The sequence below is a fragment of the Kitasatospora sp. NPDC059827 genome, from assembly GCF_042731675.1.
Lineage (GTDB): Bacteria > Actinomycetota > Actinomycetes > Streptomycetales > Streptomycetaceae > Kitasatospora.
In genome coordinates this window covers 54,197-72,006 of the sequence record NZ_JBHWIV010000003.1, presented here as the reverse complement: position 1 = coordinate 72,006, position 17,810 = coordinate 54,197, and the positions used below count along the sequence as shown (strand labels likewise).

Here is a 17,810-nt window from a genome sequence, read left to right as displayed (position 1 = left end):
CGTCCCTCCGCCGTCCTCGCCCGCCCCTCCTCAGCGCCTCCTCGGCGCCTCCTCAACGCCTCCTCCAGCGCCTCCTCAGCCCTTCGACCGGGCCTTGAAGGCCGCCTTGCGCGCCTCCTTGGCCAGCGCCCGGTCCGTGTGCAGCTCGCCGATCGCCTCCAGGACGTCCGCCGTGTACGGGTGGTCGACCCGCCACAGCTCACCGAACCACGACGCCGGGTCGCCCTTCACCGGCAGGTCGGTGATCAGCTCGCGCAGCAGCGCCGCGTCGCCGCCGCTGTCCAGCAGCTGGGCGGCGAAGGTGTCGACCACCGTCCACAGCGCCATCGTCCGCTCCGGCACCGGCACGTCCGTCGCGCCCAGCGCGGACAGCCAGGCCCGCGCCGCACCGCCGAGCTCCGGGTCGTCCAGCACCTCCCGGGCGGCGGGCTCGGCGCCCGCCCCCAGCAGGTTCAGCGCCGAGACGCACAGCATCCGGCGCAGCGGACCGTACGCGTCGTCGCCGCGCGCCGCCGCCAGCAGCTCGCGCGCCGCCGGCTCCGGCTCCCGTCCGGCCACCCAGACCCGCAGCTCCTCCTCCGGCAGCACGTTGGCCGCCTCGCACACCCCGCGCAGCAGCTCGGCGGCGTCCCCCTGGGCCAGCTCGCCGACCAGCGGGGCGTCGTAGCCGTCCTCCAGCAGCCACTGCCGGATGCCGTACTGGCCGAGCGGGGTGAGCCGGACCAGCCCGAAGCGGGCCGACTCCTCCTCGTCCAGCGGCGCCTCCCCGACGAGGGCGGGCTCCTCGCCCTCCTCCTCGTCGAACAGCTCCGGGTCGATCGGCCGGTACTCCAGCAGGCCCAGCTCGGCGAGGTCGCCCAGCATCGGGTCCAGCGCGACCATCACGTCGGTGATGTCGCCGAGCAGTTCCTCGCTCGGCTCCTCGCCCTCCGGCACCACCAGCAGCGCGGCGAGCACGCCCAGCGGCACCGTCTCGTTGCCCGGCTCGGCGAAGGCGGTGGTCTCGTACAGCACCTGGAGTGCCTCGTCGAGCAGCTCGGCGGCGGCGTCCCGGGCCTCCTCGACCTCGCTCAGGCCGTCCTCGTCGTCCTCGTCCGTCTCGTCCTGGTCCGCCTGGTCCGCCGACGCTTCCGCCGCCTCGTCCTGCTCCGGCAGCGAGTCCGCCTCCACCGCCAGTTCCCGGACGATCCCGGCGGCGGTCAGCCACAGCTCCAGGACGGTCTCCGCGTCCCCCCGCTCGGCGGGCTCAAGGTCCGGGCCCGGGACGGCGACGTGCTCGCCCTCCTTGGTCGTGCCCAGCTCCACCAGGTCCAGGTCGCAGGCCAGCGACCAGGCCCGCAGCGCCTCGACCTCGGCCTCCTCCGGCACCTCGCCCTCGGCCGGGGCCAGCCCGAGCAGCCGGGCGACCGGCGCCCGGTCCTCCTGGACGAGGTCCCCGAACTCGTCCACCACCCGGTGCGGGGACGCCCAGCGGGCCAGCGCCAGCGCGTAGCCGAACATCGGCACGGCCTTCGCCTGCTCGGCCAGCTCCTGCTCCGCGGGCAGCTTCACCGGCGGCACCAGGATCGCCGCGTCGTCCAGGTCCTCGTCGTCCAGACCGTGCGCGGCGAACGCCCCGTAGAGGTCCTGGAGCTCCAGGTCCGCGGGCAGGACCGCCTCGGCCGCGCCCTCTCCGGCCGAAGCCCCCGCCCCCGTGTTCTTCCGACGTCGTCCGGCCATCGTCGTGTGCTCTCCCTCAGCCAGCGGTCAGCTCGAACAGCTCCGCGTGTCGATCTACCACCTCAGCGTATAGGCCGGGCACCCCCGATGCCCGGCCTCACAGGGCGCGCAAAGGGGCGCGCGCCGCTTCCACGCGCCCACCCCTTATCCTTCGCTTTGGCACCGCGCACAACCCCGCGCGGGCCACCGGGCAACGAAGCCCCTTCTCTCAGCTCACCCGCTCCACCAGGGAGCCCCGCACCGCGGCCACCACCACAGCGCCTCAGGACGGGCGCGCCGGCACACCCAGCCGACCCCGGTGGCGCCCGGCCACAGGAGACCCCTGCCATGGCGGACCTCTCCCCCGCCGGCTCCGTGCTGCGCACCGCGCAGCTCGACGGACGCCGACTGTCGGAGGCCCTGCTCCCCCTGGAGCTCGCGCCCCGCGCCCAGCTCCAGCTCGCCGCGATCAGCCGCTGGAACGCGCTGCGCGGCATACGCGTCGGCCTGGTCGCCGCCGCCCTGCTGTTCATGCTGATCGGTGCCAACCTGGCGACGCCGATCTACCCGATGATCCAGCAGCGCCTCGGCCTCGGCCCGCTCGACACCACGATCCTCTTCACGATCTACGTCTTCGCGCTGGTCCCGGTCCTGGCCGTGGTCGGCCACTGGTCCGACCACCTCGGCCGCCGCGCCCTGATCCTGCCCGCCGTGGTCCTGGCCGCCGCCGGCGACGTCGTGTTCGCCACCTCCGACAGCTTCTGGCAGCTCGCCCTCGGCCGGGCCGTCCAGGGCATCGCCGTCGGCCTGTCCACCGGCGCCGCCGGGGCCGCCCTCGGCGACCTGCTGCCCGACCACCCGACACTCGCCGCCAAGCTCACCCTGGCCTGTTCCGCCGGCGGCGTCGCCCTCGGCCCGGTCGTCGGGGCCCTGCTGGCGAACGGCTCCGACCCGCTGCTGACGCCCTTCCTGCTGCACGCCGTCGCCCTGCTCGCGCTCTGCGTGCCGCTGGCGGTCGTCCACCCCCGGATGCCCGGCCGCAACCGCCCGCCCGCGTCACCGCCCCGCATCACCACCCCGGCCCACCTGCGCCCGCAGCGCCTCGCCCTGCCGGTCGCCGGCCGCCGCGAGTTCCTGCTCGCCGCCTCGGCCGGCTTCATCTCCTACGCGGTCTTCGGCGTCTACCTCAGCCTGGCCCCGGCCTTCTCCGCCAAGCTGCTGCACACGCCCTCGCACCTGACCGGCGCGATCGTGGCCGCCCTGCTCCTCGGCTCCTCGGCCGCCGCCCAGCTGATCGTCCCGCCGACCGCCGACCGTACGGTCATCGCCCTCGGCATGACCGGCCTGGCCACCGGCCTGGGCCTGGTGGTCGCCGCCGGGTACACCGACACCCCCGCGCTGCTCTTCATCGGCAGCGTCCTCGGCGGCGCCTGCCAGGGCGTCGCCTTCCGCTCCCTGTTCACCACCGCCGTCGCCGCGATGAACCCGGAACGCCGGGGCTCCGAGATGAGCTCCCTGTGGATCATCGTCTACCTCGGCAGCTCCCTCCCCATCGTCATCGTGGGCGCCCTGGTCAAGAGCTACGGCCTCCTCCCCGCCATCAGCGGCTTCGCCACCGTCGCCGCCCTCCTCTGCACCGCCCTGGCCCTCGCCGTCGCCCGCAAACCCCGCACGGCCTGACCCCAACGCTGAAAGCGCCGCTGCCCGGGACTCCCCCTTCGGAAGTCCCGGGCAGCGGCGTTCCCGTCACCAGCTGAACACCCGCGCATCATCCGCTTCCTCGGCCAGGCCCCCACCGTTCCCCACCATCCACCCCCCACCCGCCTCCCGGCGGGTGCCCGCCCCGGGCCTCACCGCGTGCCGCCCTGCCGGAAGAAGCCAATGAGCGCCCGGAGGCCGCCCCCGGCTGCCGGGGGCGGCCTCCGGGACAGGTCGAAATGGCTGTGGCCGCACGGCAAACTGGCCCGGATACCGGGCCCGGAGGCCACCGAGCTACCCGAAGGGGTGGTCCCGCCCTGGTACGGGTTGACGCTCATCTACCGGCCGGACGAGCTCGGCGGGCTACCGAGCGCGCACACGCCCAGACGATCAAGCTCCCGGCCTGGCATCGTGAACAGGATCTGGAGCTGGCCGAGCAGTACGTCCGCGCGGCCATCAAGATCAGCGACCATCACAAGGAGCTGCTGTGACCGCCACCTCCCCCGAGTTCGCCGCTGGCCTGGCAGCCGAGGCCGAAACCGCCGGAATCACCGGCTTCGTCGCCGCCGCCGTGATCAACCACGACGGCCGCGTCCTGCTCGTGCGCCGCAATCCCGACGACTACCTGGGCGGCCTGTGGGAGGTCCCCTCCGGAACGGTCGAGCCAGGGGAGACCATCCTGGACGCCCTCCATCGGGAGACCGCCGAGGAGACCGGCCTCACCATCGACCAGGTCACCGGCTACATCGGGCACTTCGACTACAAGAACAGCCGAGGCGGCACCACCCGCCAGTTCAACTTCGCCGTCACCGTGCAGAAGACCGAACCGGTTGTCCCCACCGAGCACGACGCCCACCAATGGGCCCTCCCCAGCGACCTGCCTGAGGTGAGCGACGCGGTTCGCGAGCTGATCACACGCTGAGGCGTACGAGGGTGGCGGGTCCCTCGGATTCCCCGAGGGGCCCGCCACTCCACGGTCGAGACGACCTGCTGCGGCTCAGGAAGTTACTGCCGATGCGCTGCTGAGCTCCTGCCCGGCCTGGTCCAACTCCAGCGACAGCTCTACAGCGATCTTCGTATCGCTCACGGCGAGCCCGATGACGAATGCGGGGCCGTCCTCCCGACCGGGCAGCGCGCCGACGGCCCGCCACCGGCCACCCTCGCCGACCAACTCGGCGACCCCGACGCCGTCCACCTCGGTCAGGCAGTGAGCGCAATGTCCAGGTATGCCTGCACCGGCTCGAAGAGCCCGTACGGCACGTACTCGGGGATCTCGGCGAGGGCCACCCACGCAAGGGCGTCCAGTTCGTCCGTGTCCACCACCTCGGCGGTGCCGCCGACGACCTCGCAGGCCGTGTACGACATCAGCCGGCCGGTCTTCGAATGCACCCGCTCGCCCAAGAAACCGACGACGGCCACACCCAGCCCGGTCTCCTCCGCGGTCTCGCGAACGGCCGCCTCCTCGGGCGATTCGCCGGCCTCGATCTCACCGGCCGGGAACTGCCAGGAGAGCTGGCCCTCACTGACCCGCCGCCGCACCATCAGCACGCGGCCTCCGCGGACCACGATCGCGGCGGCAATTCCCGGGCGTTCCTCCGCACTCTGCTGTGTCATGTCTGCTCCTCCAGGGCGGCCAGGCTGGGTGGGCAGATCGTATCGACGTCGATGAAGCGGGCCACCGACTCTCGCGGAACCCAGATCACGTCGACGATCCCGAACGAGAGCTTTGCGCAACAGCTGGTTGGCGCAGCATCAGCGTGGAGTACCAGGCACCACCGCCCCAGGCTCAGCGGATCGGCCGGATCATCGCGGTCAGCCGGGGCGAGTCCGGCGAGGGCTGTTGCGCGTTGAACGCCTGGTAGCCCCAGGTCTCGTAGAGCCGCTGGACCTTGCCGTCCCCGGCGAGCGGGTTGACCAGGAGGGTGACACGGCCCTCAACTCGGCGGCGCAGCAGGTCGTCGTGGATTCGGCGGGCGGCACCCGTGCCCCGCCATGGGATCCGGACACCGATCTCCTTGATGGCCAGAGCCGGGGTCTCCGTATAGCCGTCCGGAAGGGGCTCGGTCATGCGCTTCCAGTACCCGTCACCCCCCTCGATCGTGTTGCCGTAGGCATAGCCGACCGGCACCTCGCCGTCGCAGCCGAGGACGAGTCCGAAGCCGGGCTCGGCGGCATGCCGGTCGAGGCGTTCGGCGAACACGTCGACGCGGTAGTTCGGCAGGTGCAGCAGTGGGGCCCGCACGTCGGCGTACACATCCAGCAGGTCCTGCCGGGCCTCGGGGGGCAGGGTGGTGTGGTGGCGGAGTTCAACGGTCATGCGGCGGTCCTCCAGGTGTCGTAGGCGTACGCCGTCCAGGTACACCGGGCGAAGCGGAGACGCGGAAACGTCGCTGCCCGGAGTCCCGGGCAGCGACGTTTCACCTATCCACACCAGGGTTTCCAGGCATCGGTGCCGATCTCGACGCCGAACAGCTCCGGAAGCCGGACCGATTCGCCGAACTTCCACTCCCCCAGCACCTTGTACGTCCCCTCAGCCTTGTTCGGCCCGCCGAACAGCGTGACGCCAGACTGCCACGGGTCCCGGTCCACCAGCAGGTAGTAGGGCACCCCGGCCCGCGCGTACCCCTGCCTCTTGGCACGGCGATCATTCTGCGCACTGAAAGGCGCGGTCACTTCGGCAACCAGGCTGATATCAGCTGGTCGAAGGTACCGGTCATTCGCCTCCGCCATGATCGCCGATTCGACCTCTGAGGTCATTACTACGAGGTCCGGAACATAGCCGTCCCCGATCTCCGCAAGGTCGAGACCAACCGCCTGCACCACCCGCCATCGGAAATACGGGTTCGCGAACTCGGCACAGAGCACCGCCCGTTGAATCCCCGAGACGGCCGCAGCATGACCGCAACTTGGATAGGGCGTCACCACGAACTCCCCACCGATCACCTCAACCCTCAAGACCTCAGGCAACCGAAGGTGTTCATCGAGTTCGCCACGAGCCCACAGCGCATAGGCCGATTCGGGCAAGACCCACCGCCCAGCCGCAACGACAGACGACATACTCCCCAACCTGGCCGCCCGCTGGTAGATGTGCCACCTCTGCACGATTCCTTCCCCCGAACGGGAGGTTTGCGTGCCAGCAGGTTGACGCTCAACGCCCCTCACACATCGAAGCCGAGCACAGAACTCGGAGCCGAAGCGTGTCCGCCCGCCCATGGGAGCGGGTACCTTCCGGGTACGGCCGTGCACCCGGAAGGGACCACCATGACGCAGTGGACGGACTACACCACGGGCGAGCGCATCAAGCTCCTACGCGGGCCAGACATGACACAGGAACAGCTCGCCGAAGCGTCAGGCCTATCCGTGGCAACGATCCGCAAGGCGGAGCGCAACCTCGGCGGCAGCCTCCAAACGCTGCTGCGCATCTCGGCCGCTCTGCACACCGAGGTGTCGGTGATCCTCGGCCAACAGGCTCCTCGCCGCGCGATGCACGGCGCCGACCGGGCGATGATGCGTGAGCTGTCCCGCACCGTCCACGACACCGCCGCCGGCGTCGGCATCGACGTACAGCCCCCGGCCCCGGCCGAACTCGCAGCCGGACTCGCCGCCGTGTGGGAGGCCTACCGCTCCGGAGACTACGTGGGCGCAGGGGTACGCGTCGCCCCAGCGCTGCGCGAAGCCGCGGCCACGTTGGAAGCCGCCCCGGTCGGCCAGAAGAGTACGGCGGCGGGCATCCTCGCGGATGCCTACCGCCTCGCCGCCTATGTGGCCAACCAGTTCGGCGCCCGAGATCTCGCGTACGCCGGAATCGGGCACGCACAACAGCAGGCCGACCGCGCCGGGGACACCGTCCGCTCGGCCATGGTCGCATCCGGCCGGTCGTGGATCTACGTACGCGACGCCCGGCTCGACCAGGCGGAGGCAGCCGCCCGCATGTCGTACGAGTCCATTGAGCCCAGGTACGGGGACCGGGACCTCGGGATGCTCGCCACCTACGGGTGGCACGTGACCTTCGCGGCCGTCGTCGCTGCTCGCCAGGGGGACGTGGACGGCGCTGACGATCTACTGTCGCAGGGGCGTGCGGTAGCGGCCCGGATGGGCCGGGATGTGAGGGTGAACGGCACGGCGTTCGGACCGGCAACGGTCACCGCACAGGCGATCGGGATCTCCGTCTCAACCGGTCGACCTGGCAAGGCACTCAGCCTGTTCGAGTCAATCGGCGACACAAGTTCGCTCACCCCGTCGGCGCGCAACCGGATGCTGCTGGATGTGGCACTCGCCCAAGCCGAGACTCGGCAGTCCGACACCGCCCTGGACACCCTGCTCGAGGTGTGCTCGGCCGCGCCTGGTTGGGCTCGGCATCAGGGATTTCCCGGTGTGATCGCACAGAAGGCGAGCACGGGCAGCGCCACCACGGCCAAGCTGCGCAAGCTCTCATCGATCCTCGGAACATCCGTGATCATCAACTGATGGGTGGTCAGCATCCGGGTGGCACCGAGGTGCGCGGAGTCCGCGGCCGGGACGGACATGGCGAGTGGCCTCCACGCCATGTCGCTGCGCCAATCGTCCTCGTGGCCTACGTCAGAAGAGACGTGATCACCGAGGGGCCGGGGAACTCCACGGCAAGGGCATCCATGATCAGCTCGTCGCAGACCTGGCCGAGCCAGTAACCGGCTTGACGGAGACTGCCGACGGCACGGAACCCGGCCTTCTCGTAGGCGCGGACGGCTGCCACGTTGGGGGCGAGGACCTTGAGCCAGATCATCCGCAGGTTGGTGATGTGGAAGCCGTAGTCGAGGACGAGCCGGGTCGCGGCGGTGCCCAGGCCCTTCCCCCGGGACTCGGGGGCGAGCATGATCACGTACTCGGCGGTGCGCACGGACGGGTCGGGCAGCAGCGTGACGACACCGACCGGGACGGGCACCTCGCCGCCAAGGTCGTAGACGGTGAACCGGATGTTGTCACCGCGCAGTTGGGCGGCCATGCCTTCGGTGCGGGCCTCCAGGGATTCGGGTTGCTGGCGACCGTAGCCGACGAGGAGGGCCGGGTCCTGTTCCCAGCGCCAGTACGTCTCGACCAGATCTGCGCGGTAGGGGCCGAGGCCGCAGGTGTTGTCGCGGACCCAGATAATCGGGTCAGAGCTGGTGGCGATGGTGGGCTCCGAGGGTGAGGACGGGCGCGTAGGCGAGGGTGGACGGCGGCTCGGCAACGGGGCTGCCGTCCTCAGTCTGCACCCAGGCGTGGAGGCGGACCGGGTCGGCGGCGACTCCGTGGCACCAGGTAACGCTGAGGCGGCGAGCAGCCAGCAGCAGCACGGCAGCGGCGGACTCTTCCAGGCAGGCGGTTCGGGCCGGGGAGTGCCAGGCCGCGCCACGAACGGCCCGGACAGCGGCGGCCGCTTGGTACGGGGTGGCCGGGTGGTGGCAGGTTGACGCGGCCAGGTGGATGGTCCGGGTGAGGCGGTGCATCGCGGTCGTAGGGCTGCCGGCGCACTTGACGGCAAGGATCGCGGCGAGGGCACTGGCTGCGGCCAGGGTGGCGCCCACGGGGGCGCGGGCGGGGCGGTCAACGCCTGCCGGGTGCTCGGTGCTCCCCCAGCTTGCGCCGGGGGCTGCCGTCAGCGGCGGCGACCGCCACGGTGCCGGGACAGCTGCGGGAGACAGGAGCCCGGCGCCTAGGAGCTGCTCGGCCAGCGCCGACGGCGAATCCGCGGTGCGGCCGGTGCGGGCGATCTGCCGCCAGTGTTCGGCCGCGGCCGGGAGGAGTCCTTGGACACGGCCGGTGCGGTAGTCGACGAAGACCAGGACGTGGCCGAAGTCGACAACCCTGATGTGAGCGGGCGCGGTGACGAAGGCGGGAAGGTCAGTCATCGGGGTTGCTCCTGGCCTGGTCGTAGGTCCAGTCCGGGGCCGGGGCGCGGTGGTAGGTGGCCAGCCATGCCTCGGCCGCCAAGGCCTGCTCGATCGTGGCGAGCGGCATCGGCAGCCCGGCTGCGGCCTGGCGCAGATGGTGGCGGAATCTGGCCGGGTGCAGGAGGCCGAGGGCGGCGAGGTAGCCGTCGGCCAGGTTCGTCAGGTCCTGGAGGTTGGCGCGCATCCCGGCGTAGTGATCGGTGTCGAAACTACCCTTGGTGGTACGAGCCACGAGTTCCGTTGGCAGCAGGCGGACCATCGCGCTGGCGAGGTGCGGCTTGTAGCGGTGGAGCGCGGGGCGCTGGTCCAACGGGGTCCGGAGCACGGTGTCGACCACGGCAGAATCGAGGAACGGGTTCTGCAGGTCAATTCCGTGGACTGCGGCGAGGGCGGCGTCGGCGGTCGCGGTGCGGGCGATCTCCCGGATCTCGTCCACCAGCACCCGTACGGAAGCGTCAAGGCCGGTCAGCGGGTCCTCCGCCGCGACGGCTTCGCGTCCGGCCTGGACCAGTAGGTAGCGGGCGGGTGGCTCCGCCCAGGCGGGGAACGGCACGAGTGGGAACCAGATCACCGTGCCGTGGTCATTGCGGCCCGGGGTCCCGACGGTCTCGGCGAGACGGTGCAGAGCTTGGGTTCGGCTGGTCCGGGCCGCGCGAGTGGCGTCACGGAGCAGGAGCGGCACGCCGGTGTGCCGAAGGCGGGCCCAACCGGTCGCCTCGCTCACCGCTCGGCGTAACCGACGATGGCGAATCAGGTCGGCCAGGTGGATCGGTGGCTGGAAGAGCACGCTGTCACCGCCGTCCCCGGTCAAGTGGGTCCGGGTGCCGAACTCGTCGCGCATCCAGATGAATTGGGCAGTCAGGCGGGCCCGGGTGAGGGTCGAGGGCGGCGGCTCGTCCGTAACCGGGATCTCGGTGATGGCGGTATAGGGCAGGTGGTCGCCGGTCAGGGGCAGCAGGCAGTGGTCGATCCGGCCGCTGCGGGTGGCCACGAGCCGTGCGTACCGCAGGTCAGCGCCGGCTTGGTTGCCGTCGGGGTGGACGGTGACCGCGTTCAGCCGGTGTCCGGCCGGGAGGGAATCGGCAGCAAGGACGGCGACACTGCTGGAGTCCAGGCCACCGGAGAGGTCGCTGGACAGATCCGGGTCGGCCGTGGTTCGCAGGGCAACGGCCGCTGCGAGTGCGTCGTGAAGTTTCAGGCCGGGATGACGGCCAGCCAACGGCTCCGGGCGCCACACCGGCCGGCGGCGGGCCGATCCGCCGTCGGCAGGCAGCTCGATCCGGTGGCCGGGGTTCAGCAGCTCGATGTCGGCGAAGAACGACCTCGTCCCGGCCAGGGCCGGGACGGAGGGCAGGAAGACCGCGCACGCCAGCCGCTGGGTGTCGATCGCGGCGCCGGTGAGCGAGGCCAGCATGCGGGCCGAGGTGGACCAGGCCCAGCCGCCCGCGTACCGCGTCGCATAGACGGGGTGGGCGGCGGCCGGATCGGTGTGCACCACCACGGAGTCGGCCGTTTCCTCGACGACCGCGTAGGCACCGGGCCACCGCCAGGCAACATCGGGAGGCAGCGTGGTGTCGGCCAGGCAGGACAGCTCGAAATCGCTGGCTCCGCACAGGCCCAGCACCAGGACTCGACGCGCTCCGCCCTGCCCGGTGACCATGGTGGCCGACCCATCGCCGAGCCGCCAGCAGCGGGAGCCCTCGGCAAACAGCCGAGAGCCGTGTGGGCGCGGGGTGACGCGAGTGGTGCTGAATCCTCCGAATATCACCACGGGACTCCTTCCGGGGCCGGACGGGGTGTTGCCGCCCCCACTGGGTGGGGGCGGCAACACGTCGGGTCAGCAGTTGTAGGCGCGCCGCTTGTCCTCGCTGCTGCCGCCGCCCTGGCCCTCGGTCAGGGCGGCGGCGTCACCGACCTGGACCAGCGCCGGCTCGTCCTCGTCTTCGGTGTCGACGATGTGGATCAGCTCGTTCATTCGTTCTCCTCGAACACAGAGGGGTCTCTCCCTGCCGCCCCGTCGGTCGGCAGGGCTCGGCACCACGTGGTGCCGCGTTTCCGACCCGGCGTAGACCGGGAGGGAAGTCTCAAGGGCGCAGCTGTTCACCAGGTCGGGCATCCGGCAGGGGCACCTCGATCTCGGACAACAGTTCGCCTGTGCACTGGCGTTTGACCAAGGTGCCGAGCACCGCGAGGCTTCGGGCTGCCCAGGACGCGAGCAGGACGGCTCCGATCAAGTAGCGGAGCCGACCGCGGTGTCGGCCGCTCACGTCACACCGGCCCGCAGGTCGGCGTGCACTTTCTTGCCGAGGGGCTCGATGGTGGTACCCCACTGTCCCTGGGTCAGGCGGTTGACCAGGGCCAAACCCCGGTGGCACTCGTCGTCCTCGCCCGCATCAAGCAGCACCGGCGGGACGCGGGAGCCGTCCGTCACCGAGATCCGCACCAACGCGGTACTGATCCGGTCGATCCGGACGGTCATGCGCCGTCGACAGCCGGTCTTCACAGCGTTCGTGACGAGCTCGGAGATGATCAGCTCGGCGTTGTCCAGCAGCACCTCAAGGCCCCATGCGGCCAGCTTGTCCCGCACAAAGCGTCGGGCGGCCGAGGCCGATTCGGGCTGATAGGGCAGGTGGACGACGGACCACTTCTCGACGGCGGGCACCGAGGCAGGCACCGTACTCACAAGGCCCTGCCCATCTGGAGGTCGAAGGCCGGGGAGAAGTCGCCCCAGCCAGCAGCCGCAGTCGCCGGAGCGATCCGCCGTGAGCGGTCCCAGCCAGGTCTGCGCGGCCCGAAGGACATCGGTGCGGGGTACTGCGGGCGACGGGTAGCAGCCATCACAGGCTCCGGGAAGATCGGTGGTGTGGTGTGGGCGCCGGTCCGAACCGCTCGTGGTTCGGACCGAGCCCGGCCGAAGGGCGGATGACCAGCAGTCGCCGTCCAAGGGCGGCTATCTGCCGGTGCCGCTCGACCGCGACCGGCCCCGGGCCCAAGTGGGCCCTGGCTGGCAGGACGACGCCATAAATGTCGGGCAGTGCCAGCGCGTCCAGAAGCCCGGTGAACGCGGCGCTCTCACGATTGCCGAGATTCTCCCGTTCGGTGAAGACGCCCGACAGTTGCAGTTCATGCTGGCGGCAGTACTCCAGCAACACAGCCTGGAGCGCGGACTCCCGCTCGTACCCGCTGTCGATCAGCCGCAGGTAGCCGTAGACCAGCGGGGCTGGGATATCGCGGTGCTCGGTCAGGGATTCCATGATCACGACCATCCAGGGCGTCGAGGAAGCAGGTGGCTGGCGCAACTGCCTCCCGGCGGCTGATGACTCCAGAGTGACGGTTCGCCACCAGCGCCGAAATGACGCTGTGTCGCACTTCCGCTGCACTTTCCCCGCACCGCGCCAGCGGGGCGTGCTTCGATGGCTGCTCCGAGAAGGAGGGCCGCGGGCATGGCGAGCGTGCACGAGTGGACGGGGCTGGAGGCCGCCGCCTTACGCAAAGCCCTCCGGCTGAGCGTGCGCGGTTTCGCCCAGCGCCTTGGCGTGGCTGAGCGAACGATCTCCAAATGGGAGGCACTGGGAGCTGCTACGCACCCACGCCCCGATACGCAGGCGATCCTCGATACCGCGCTCTCCCAGGCCGACGCCGCCGTGCATCTGCGGTTCGAGACCGAGCTATCCGGGCGTCCACACCCCGGCAAGGCTGCCCGCGTCCTACAGGCCGGGCCCCGCCTGTGGGATTACGAGTCCTGGGCGGAGGACATCGAGCGGGCAGCCATAACCCTGAGCAGGCAAAATTTCGGCCTGACGGAACAGTTACTGAGCAGGTGGTTGACTCGGTGGCCGACGCGGGACCTGGACGACAAGGGCCTGTATCTGTTCGCACGCTCGACGACGCTGGTGGGAGACCTGCGGCGAGACCAGGGCGCGCTGCTCGGATCAGCCTCGGCCCATCAGTCGTACTCCGCTGCGCGGACGATGTTCGCCCAACTCGAGATTCCCCGCCGCATCGCCCAGATCGAATTGTCGCTTGCTGTGGTCACGGAGATGTCGGGACAACACAACAGCGCAGCCGGCCAGTACGAACAGCTGACCGCCGATGACCGACTCAGCCGCCGTGACCGTGCCAGGGCCCGCTTGTGGGTCGGGACCGCACTCAGCAAGAACGGGAACCACGACTACGCCGCCTCAGTCATGCAGGCCGCCAGCCGGGACTTCGAGGACCTGTCCGAGGTCGAGGACTGGTCGGTCGCCCAGCAGAAGCTCGCACTGGCCCACCGCGGGGCCGGTGACCTCTCCGCCGCGCTGCACTTCATCGACATCGCCCGCTCGACGAGCGTGCTCGACTCGCCGATGCAGCGGGTCCGTCTCGACACCGCGCACGGACACATCCTCCTGTCAGACCCGGCTACCACCGCCGACGGGCTCGCTGTTCTCGCAGCGACCGCTGAACTGGCCGCCAAGTACGGTATGAGTCACCAACTACAGAGCATCGACGGCATCCGGCGGAACTACGGCCGCCAGCCCGCTCTGGGACGCCGGTGATCAAGGAGTATGCGGGTGGCGGACATTCAGCTTGCGATCACAGATGAGCAGTGGCGGGATGCCCAGACGATCTGGGACTACCACCAGATGCACCACGAGCTGCGGCCGTGCGATGCGGCGATCGGCCTCGGTAGCCACGATCTCGGAGTGCCGGTCTACGCGGCCGAGCTGTACCACACGGGCCTCTTCCCGACCCTGGTCTTCACCGGCGGCCCCAATCCCACACACCCGGAGCGGTTCCCCCGGGGCGAGGCGGTGCACTTCCGCGAGCACGCTCTTGAACTCGGCGTCCCGGAGTCTGCGATCCTGCTTGAGCCGAAGGCCACGAACACCGGGCAGAACATCAGCCTCTCGCAAGAGGTGCTGGCCTCGGCCGGTCGCAAGGTTCGATCCGTGATGCTGATCGCCATGCCCTACATGGAGAGGCGCGCGTTCGCCACCTGCCGCAAGCTGTGGCCGGACGTTGAGGTGGTCTGCTCCTCGGCACCCCTGGAGTTCAACGGCTATGTGAAGGTGATCGGGAACGAGAAGCACGTCATCGACATGCTCGTCGGGGACATGCAACGGGTGATCGAGTACCCAAAGCTCGGGTTCGCCGTCGAGCAGGAGGTCCCGGAGGAAGCCAATGCCGCTTACGACCGGCTTTGCCGCGCCGGCTTCGACACACGACTCATCAAGTCCTAATTTTCTTCCGCCACTTGGCCGAACAAGCGCTGTCCATCAGCCCAACCTGTTTCCCCGACTGAGCACCCTGGCCAAGGTGTTCGCGGCGGATGTCTGGGTGGTGCTGGACGATGTCCAGTTCGCCCGGCGCGACTATCAACATCGCGCGCGCATCGCCGACCTCGGCGACGCACGGCGTTCGCGGTGGCTTTCCCTTCCGACCCACCTGCCGACCGGACGGTCCACCCTCATCTGCGAGGCCCGTCTCGCCAACCCCGAGCTGAGCGTTCGCCGCATGGCTGGGATGGTCCACCATGCCTACCGTCGCAGCCCGCACTGGCCCGCTGTCGAAGCAGTACTCGCGCCGGTCCTCGCAATCCTCAAGGAAACGGACCGGACGGCCGTAGTCGCCGAGGAGTCCACCCGGGCGCTGCTCGCCATCCTCAGCTGGCCCGGGCAGACCCTCCACAGCTCCGGATTGCCAGCCCGCCAAGGGCGCTCCGAACGCTTGGCCGACCTCGCCGCGGAAGCGGGCTCGATCAACTACCTGTGCGGACCTGGCGGCCTGCGATACATCGACCACGCGCCCTTCCGCTCGCGGGGACTCACGGTACTCCCGTTCGGTGCGCCACAGGATGGCGTGTGGCAGGGAGGAAGACGAGTGACGGCATTGCGGGCGCTTGCAGAAATCGGTCCGAGCTCTCTGGCAACCGAGTTGCGGTCGGTTGCCGAGCTTCATCGGCAAGACGAGCGGAGATTGGCTCCTCCACCGACCGCCTCGCACCACCGACCAGAAAGCAGACCACCTTGCAGCACCGCGTCCGAGCCGTCCTCCTCTCCCCAGACAACACCCTGCTGCTGATCAAGCGCATCCGCCCCGGCATCGACCCGTACTGGGTGATCGTCGGCGGCAAGATCGAGCCCACTGACGCCAGCCCCGAGGGGGCTCTGCTGCGCGAGGTCCGCGAGGAGATCGCCGGCGAGGCTGAGATCGTCAGTCTCCTCCACACCATCGAGACCGACGACGAGCGCCAGGACTTCTACCTCACCGCGATCGAGAAGTGGAGCTTCGAAGACCGCACCGGCCCCGAGTTCAGTCAGGAAGGCCGAGGCGAGTACGTCCTTGAGGAGATCCCCCTCACCACCGAGGCCCTCGACGCGATCAACCTCCTGCCCCAGGAGATCGCCACGGTCCTCCGCGAGGCTATCGAACGCGGGGACCTCCTCGCCGCCGGGTAGCCGAAAACCGGTAGCTACATCAGCACACTGAATGCCGCGAACGTCTCACGCAGCGTCAATTAACATGATACGTTCCGTAATCCAATCAAAAACAGGTGACCCCGGCAGCGCGCCAACGCTCCGGGGTCTGGCACCAGGAGCCAAACCTCCCGATGCGGATCCATCGTAGCGCCCACGTGCGCAATTTCACCGTGCTACCCAACGCCGTACTCCAGTACCGGCGGCTGAGCTACACCGCCCGCGGCCTGCTCGCGGACCTCCTCTCCCGCCCCGACGGCTGGCGCGAGGACGGGCGGCACATGGCCGACAGCAGCCCGCATGGGCGTGGCGCCGTCCGCAAGGCGTTGAAGGAGCTGACCGAGGCCGGGTACTACCGGGCCGAGAAGATCCGGATGCCCGACGGGACGATCATCACCGAGACCCACGTCTACGACACCCCGCACCTCACGGCGCCGCCGGGTACCACCCGTCCGGCGCCCGGCGAACCGGCAACCGGCCGTGCTGGCAGCCCTGTTGTAAAGGACCGGCAGCAAGAACCCTCCCTCCCCCCGAGCCCGGCAGACGAAAGCGACCGGGGAGGAGGGGAGGAAGCACCCGAGATCCGCGCAGCGGTCGCCACTCTGTTCCGGGTGATCCGCCCCGAACCCCGGCTACGCCTGGGCGAGGCCGAAGCCGCCGCACTCGCGCCCCTCGTCGCACAGTGGCTGCAACGCGGCGCGGCCCACGCCGACCTCGCCCAAGCCCTGCTGTCGGGCCTGCCCGCCCCGGTGCACTCGGCCGCCGCCGTGCTCCGCTACCGCCTGGAGCACAAGATGCCGCCCGCCCGGCCCGCTGCACGGCCACCGGCCCGGTACGCCGAGTGCGCCAACTGCCACGACCCCGTGCCTCGACCGGGCATCTGCCGCCCGTGCGCCGGCCTGACCATCCGAACGCCAACGGCCCACAAGGGCGCGGACGTGGCCGCCGCAGGTGCCGCCCGAGTCCGAACCGCCCTGCGCTCCGCAATGACCAGCACTCGGCCTGCACAGATCGCAGCCTGAGACAGGCTCCCGCCAGCCCGAAGGGGCACCGCAGGGACAGGGCCCTCTCGCTTCCGACAGGTGCTTCGCCCTGCTCCACCAGCGACGCGCGCCGCCTGGCCAGGTGGCACGTGGCGAGGGCCGGGGCGGGCACCCGCCGACAGGCGGGTGGGGGGTGGATGGCGGGGAACGGCGGTAGAACTACCCAACGAAGCAGATCACGCGCGGGTGTTCACCCGACGACGGGCGAAATGGGGCCCGAGCCCTAACGGGCCCGGGCGACCAGGCTCCACAGGCGGGACGGGGCGGGCAGGCCGAGTTCGGTGCGCAGCCGGCGTTCGTAGCGGGCGACGTCCTGGAGGGCGTCACCGGGGTTGCCCTCGGCGAGGTGGGCGCGGATGAGGCACGCCTGGCTGCTCTCGCGCAGCGGGTCGGCGCGGACGGCGGCGCCGGCCGCGGCCACGGCCTCCGGGAACCGGTCGGCGCCGACGAACGCGCGGGCCAGGGCCTCCAGGGCGTGCACCCGCAGGCGCCGCCAGTTGTCGGCCTCCAGCAGCGCCCAGTCCTCGTACCAGCCCGGCAGCAGGTCCGCCGAGAGGTCCTCCACCGCGGCCAGCCCGAAGGCGTCCCGCCCCGGCTCCGTACCGGGGGCCAGGATCCGGCGGGCCAGCGACCGGGCGTCGCGCAGATCCACGACGACGCCGTCGGCCGACCTCAGCTCAGCCGGGCCGATCTCCAGCGCCGCACGGCCCGCCGTCGGCAGGCGGGACAGCGCCGAGCGCAGGCTGGCCAGCGCGCAGCGCTCCGTGGCGTCCGGCCACAGCGTCCCGGCGACCAGCCCGCGCGGCACGTTCCCGTTGCAGCACAGCGCGACGAACGCGAGTAATCGCTCCGCCCCCGCGGACACGGCCACCGGCGCGCCGCCCGCCGCAAGGGCGAAGCCGCCGAGCAGGCCCAGTCGAACGCCCGCGCCACTGCCCTGCGGGCGCCGATCGCCGCAGGCCATCGAACCACCCACTCTTCGCGTACGGACGAGCCTCTTCTCC

General features: G+C 70.6%; 20 protein-coding genes. 8 read left to right on the top strand and 12 right to left on the bottom strand.

Annotated features, from left to right (window positions below; translation table 11 throughout):
• Positions 1-75: 75 nt before the first annotated feature.
• Positions 76-1,719: a hypothetical protein gene (locus tag ACFV8H_RS02680; RefSeq protein ID WP_380396224.1), complete on the bottom strand. Its 1,644-nt coding sequence runs from the start codon at positions 1,717-1,719 to the stop codon at positions 76-78.
• 327 nt (positions 1,720-2,046) lie between these two features.
• On the opposite strand from ACFV8H_RS02680, the gene ACFV8H_RS02675 reads away from it, so the two are divergent.
• Both ACFV8H_RS02675 and ACFV8H_RS02670 read left to right on the top strand, forming a co-directional pair.
• On the top strand, positions 2,047-3,378 hold the full coding sequence (locus tag ACFV8H_RS02675; RefSeq protein WP_380396223.1) for an MFS transporter: 1,332 nt from the start codon (positions 2,047-2,049) through the stop codon (positions 3,376-3,378).
• 505 nt (positions 3,379-3,883) lie between these two features.
• Positions 3,884-4,318 carry an NUDIX hydrolase gene (locus ACFV8H_RS02670; protein ID WP_380396222.1) on the top strand — a complete coding sequence of 145 codons (435 nt, stop codon included), beginning with the start codon at positions 3,884-3,886 and terminating at the stop codon, positions 4,316-4,318.
• A 75-nt stretch (positions 4,319-4,393) separates the two neighbouring features.
• On the opposite strand, the gene ACFV8H_RS02665 is transcribed toward ACFV8H_RS02670, so the two are convergent.
• From ACFV8H_RS02665 to ACFV8H_RS02650, 4 genes are all read right to left on the bottom strand, one after another.
• A complete protein-coding gene (locus tag ACFV8H_RS02665) occupies positions 4,394-4,591 on the bottom strand; it encodes a hypothetical protein (RefSeq protein ID WP_380396221.1) in 198 nt (65 codons plus the stop codon).
• A gap of 5 nt (positions 4,592-4,596) precedes the next feature.
• Complete coding sequence (locus ACFV8H_RS02660) at positions 4,597-5,010, bottom strand: NUDIX hydrolase (protein ID WP_380396220.1); 414 nt, start codon at positions 5,008-5,010, stop codon at positions 4,597-4,599.
• Between the two features lie 172 nt (positions 5,011-5,182).
• Positions 5,183-5,713 carry a GNAT family N-acetyltransferase gene (locus ACFV8H_RS02655; protein WP_380396219.1) on the bottom strand — a complete coding sequence of 177 codons (531 nt, stop codon included), beginning with the start codon at positions 5,711-5,713 and terminating at the stop codon, positions 5,183-5,185.
• A gap of 104 nt (positions 5,714-5,817) precedes the next feature.
• Positions 5,818-6,453: a Uma2 family endonuclease gene (locus ACFV8H_RS02650; protein ID WP_380396218.1), complete on the bottom strand. Its 636-nt coding sequence runs from the start codon at positions 6,451-6,453 to the stop codon at positions 5,818-5,820.
• A 204-nt stretch (positions 6,454-6,657) separates the two neighbouring features.
• On the opposite strand from ACFV8H_RS02650, the gene ACFV8H_RS02645 reads away from it, so the two are divergent.
• Positions 6,658-7,863, top strand: a complete 1,206-nt coding sequence (locus ACFV8H_RS02645; protein ID WP_380396217.1) for a helix-turn-helix domain-containing protein — start codon at positions 6,658-6,660, stop codon at positions 7,861-7,863.
• A gap of 106 nt (positions 7,864-7,969) precedes the next feature.
• On the opposite strand, the gene ACFV8H_RS02640 is transcribed toward ACFV8H_RS02645, so the two are convergent.
• The 6 genes from ACFV8H_RS02640 to ACFV8H_RS02615 all read right to left on the bottom strand — a co-directional run bounded on the left by ACFV8H_RS02640 (position 7,970) and on the right by ACFV8H_RS02615 (position 12,559).
• Entirely contained in the window at positions 7,970-8,521 is a 552-nt protein-coding gene (locus ACFV8H_RS02640) for a GNAT family N-acetyltransferase (RefSeq protein ID WP_380396338.1), read from the bottom strand.
• 7 nt (positions 8,522-8,528) lie between these two features.
• Positions 8,529-9,263 (bottom strand): lasso peptide biosynthesis B2 protein, encoded by a 735-nt coding sequence (locus tag ACFV8H_RS02635; protein ID WP_380396216.1) that lies wholly within the window; start codon positions 9,261-9,263, stop codon positions 8,529-8,531.
• A complete protein-coding gene (locus ACFV8H_RS02630) occupies positions 9,256-11,073 on the bottom strand; it encodes an albusnodin/ikarugamycin family macrolactam cyclase (protein WP_380396215.1) in 1,818 nt (605 codons plus the stop codon). Before ACFV8H_RS02630 ends, ACFV8H_RS02635 begins: the two co-directional genes overlap by 8 nt.
• A 69-nt stretch (positions 11,074-11,142) precedes the next feature.
• A complete protein-coding gene (locus tag ACFV8H_RS02625; protein ID WP_380396214.1) occupies positions 11,143-11,280 on the bottom strand; it encodes an albusnodin family lasso peptide in 138 nt (45 codons plus the stop codon).
• Positions 11,281-11,568: 288 nt separating this feature from the next.
• Positions 11,569-11,967 (bottom strand): ATP-binding protein, encoded by a 399-nt coding sequence (locus ACFV8H_RS02620; RefSeq protein WP_380396213.1) that lies wholly within the window; start codon positions 11,965-11,967, stop codon positions 11,569-11,571.
• A 175-nt stretch (positions 11,968-12,142) separates the two neighbouring features.
• On the bottom strand, positions 12,143-12,559 hold the full coding sequence (locus ACFV8H_RS02615) for a hypothetical protein (protein WP_380396212.1): 417 nt from the start codon (positions 12,557-12,559) through the stop codon (positions 12,143-12,145).
• A 189-nt stretch (positions 12,560-12,748) separates the two neighbouring features.
• On the opposite strand from ACFV8H_RS02615, the gene ACFV8H_RS02610 reads away from it, so the two are divergent.
• The 5 genes from ACFV8H_RS02610 to ACFV8H_RS02590 all read left to right on the top strand — a co-directional run bounded on the left by ACFV8H_RS02610 (position 12,749) and on the right by ACFV8H_RS02590 (position 16,785).
• Positions 12,749-13,843 (top strand): helix-turn-helix domain-containing protein, encoded by a 1,095-nt coding sequence (locus ACFV8H_RS02610; RefSeq protein WP_380396211.1) that lies wholly within the window; start codon positions 12,749-12,751, stop codon positions 13,841-13,843.
• Positions 13,844-13,852: 9 nt separating this feature from the next.
• Entirely contained in the window at positions 13,853-14,527 is a 675-nt protein-coding gene (locus tag ACFV8H_RS02605; RefSeq protein WP_380396210.1) for a YdcF family protein, read from the top strand.
• Complete coding sequence (locus ACFV8H_RS02600) at positions 14,469-15,368, top strand: WbqC family protein (protein ID WP_380396209.1); 900 nt, start codon at positions 14,469-14,471, stop codon at positions 15,366-15,368. The genes ACFV8H_RS02605 and ACFV8H_RS02600 overlap by 59 nt, the downstream gene beginning before the upstream one ends.
• A complete protein-coding gene (locus ACFV8H_RS02595) occupies positions 15,314-15,745 on the top strand; it encodes an NUDIX domain-containing protein (protein ID WP_380396208.1) in 432 nt (143 codons plus the stop codon). The genes ACFV8H_RS02600 and ACFV8H_RS02595 overlap by 55 nt, the downstream gene beginning before the upstream one ends.
• A 152-nt stretch (positions 15,746-15,897) precedes the next feature.
• Complete coding sequence (locus ACFV8H_RS02590) at positions 15,898-16,785, top strand: hypothetical protein (RefSeq protein ID WP_380396207.1); 888 nt, start codon at positions 15,898-15,900, stop codon at positions 16,783-16,785.
• Positions 16,786-17,029: 244 nt separating this feature from the next.
• Here the strand turns inward: ACFV8H_RS02590 and ACFV8H_RS02585 are convergent, their stop codons facing one another.
• A complete protein-coding gene (locus ACFV8H_RS02585) occupies positions 17,030-17,770 on the bottom strand; it encodes a BTAD domain-containing putative transcriptional regulator (protein ID WP_380396206.1) in 741 nt (246 codons plus the stop codon).
• Positions 17,771-17,810: the final 40 nt, after the last annotated feature.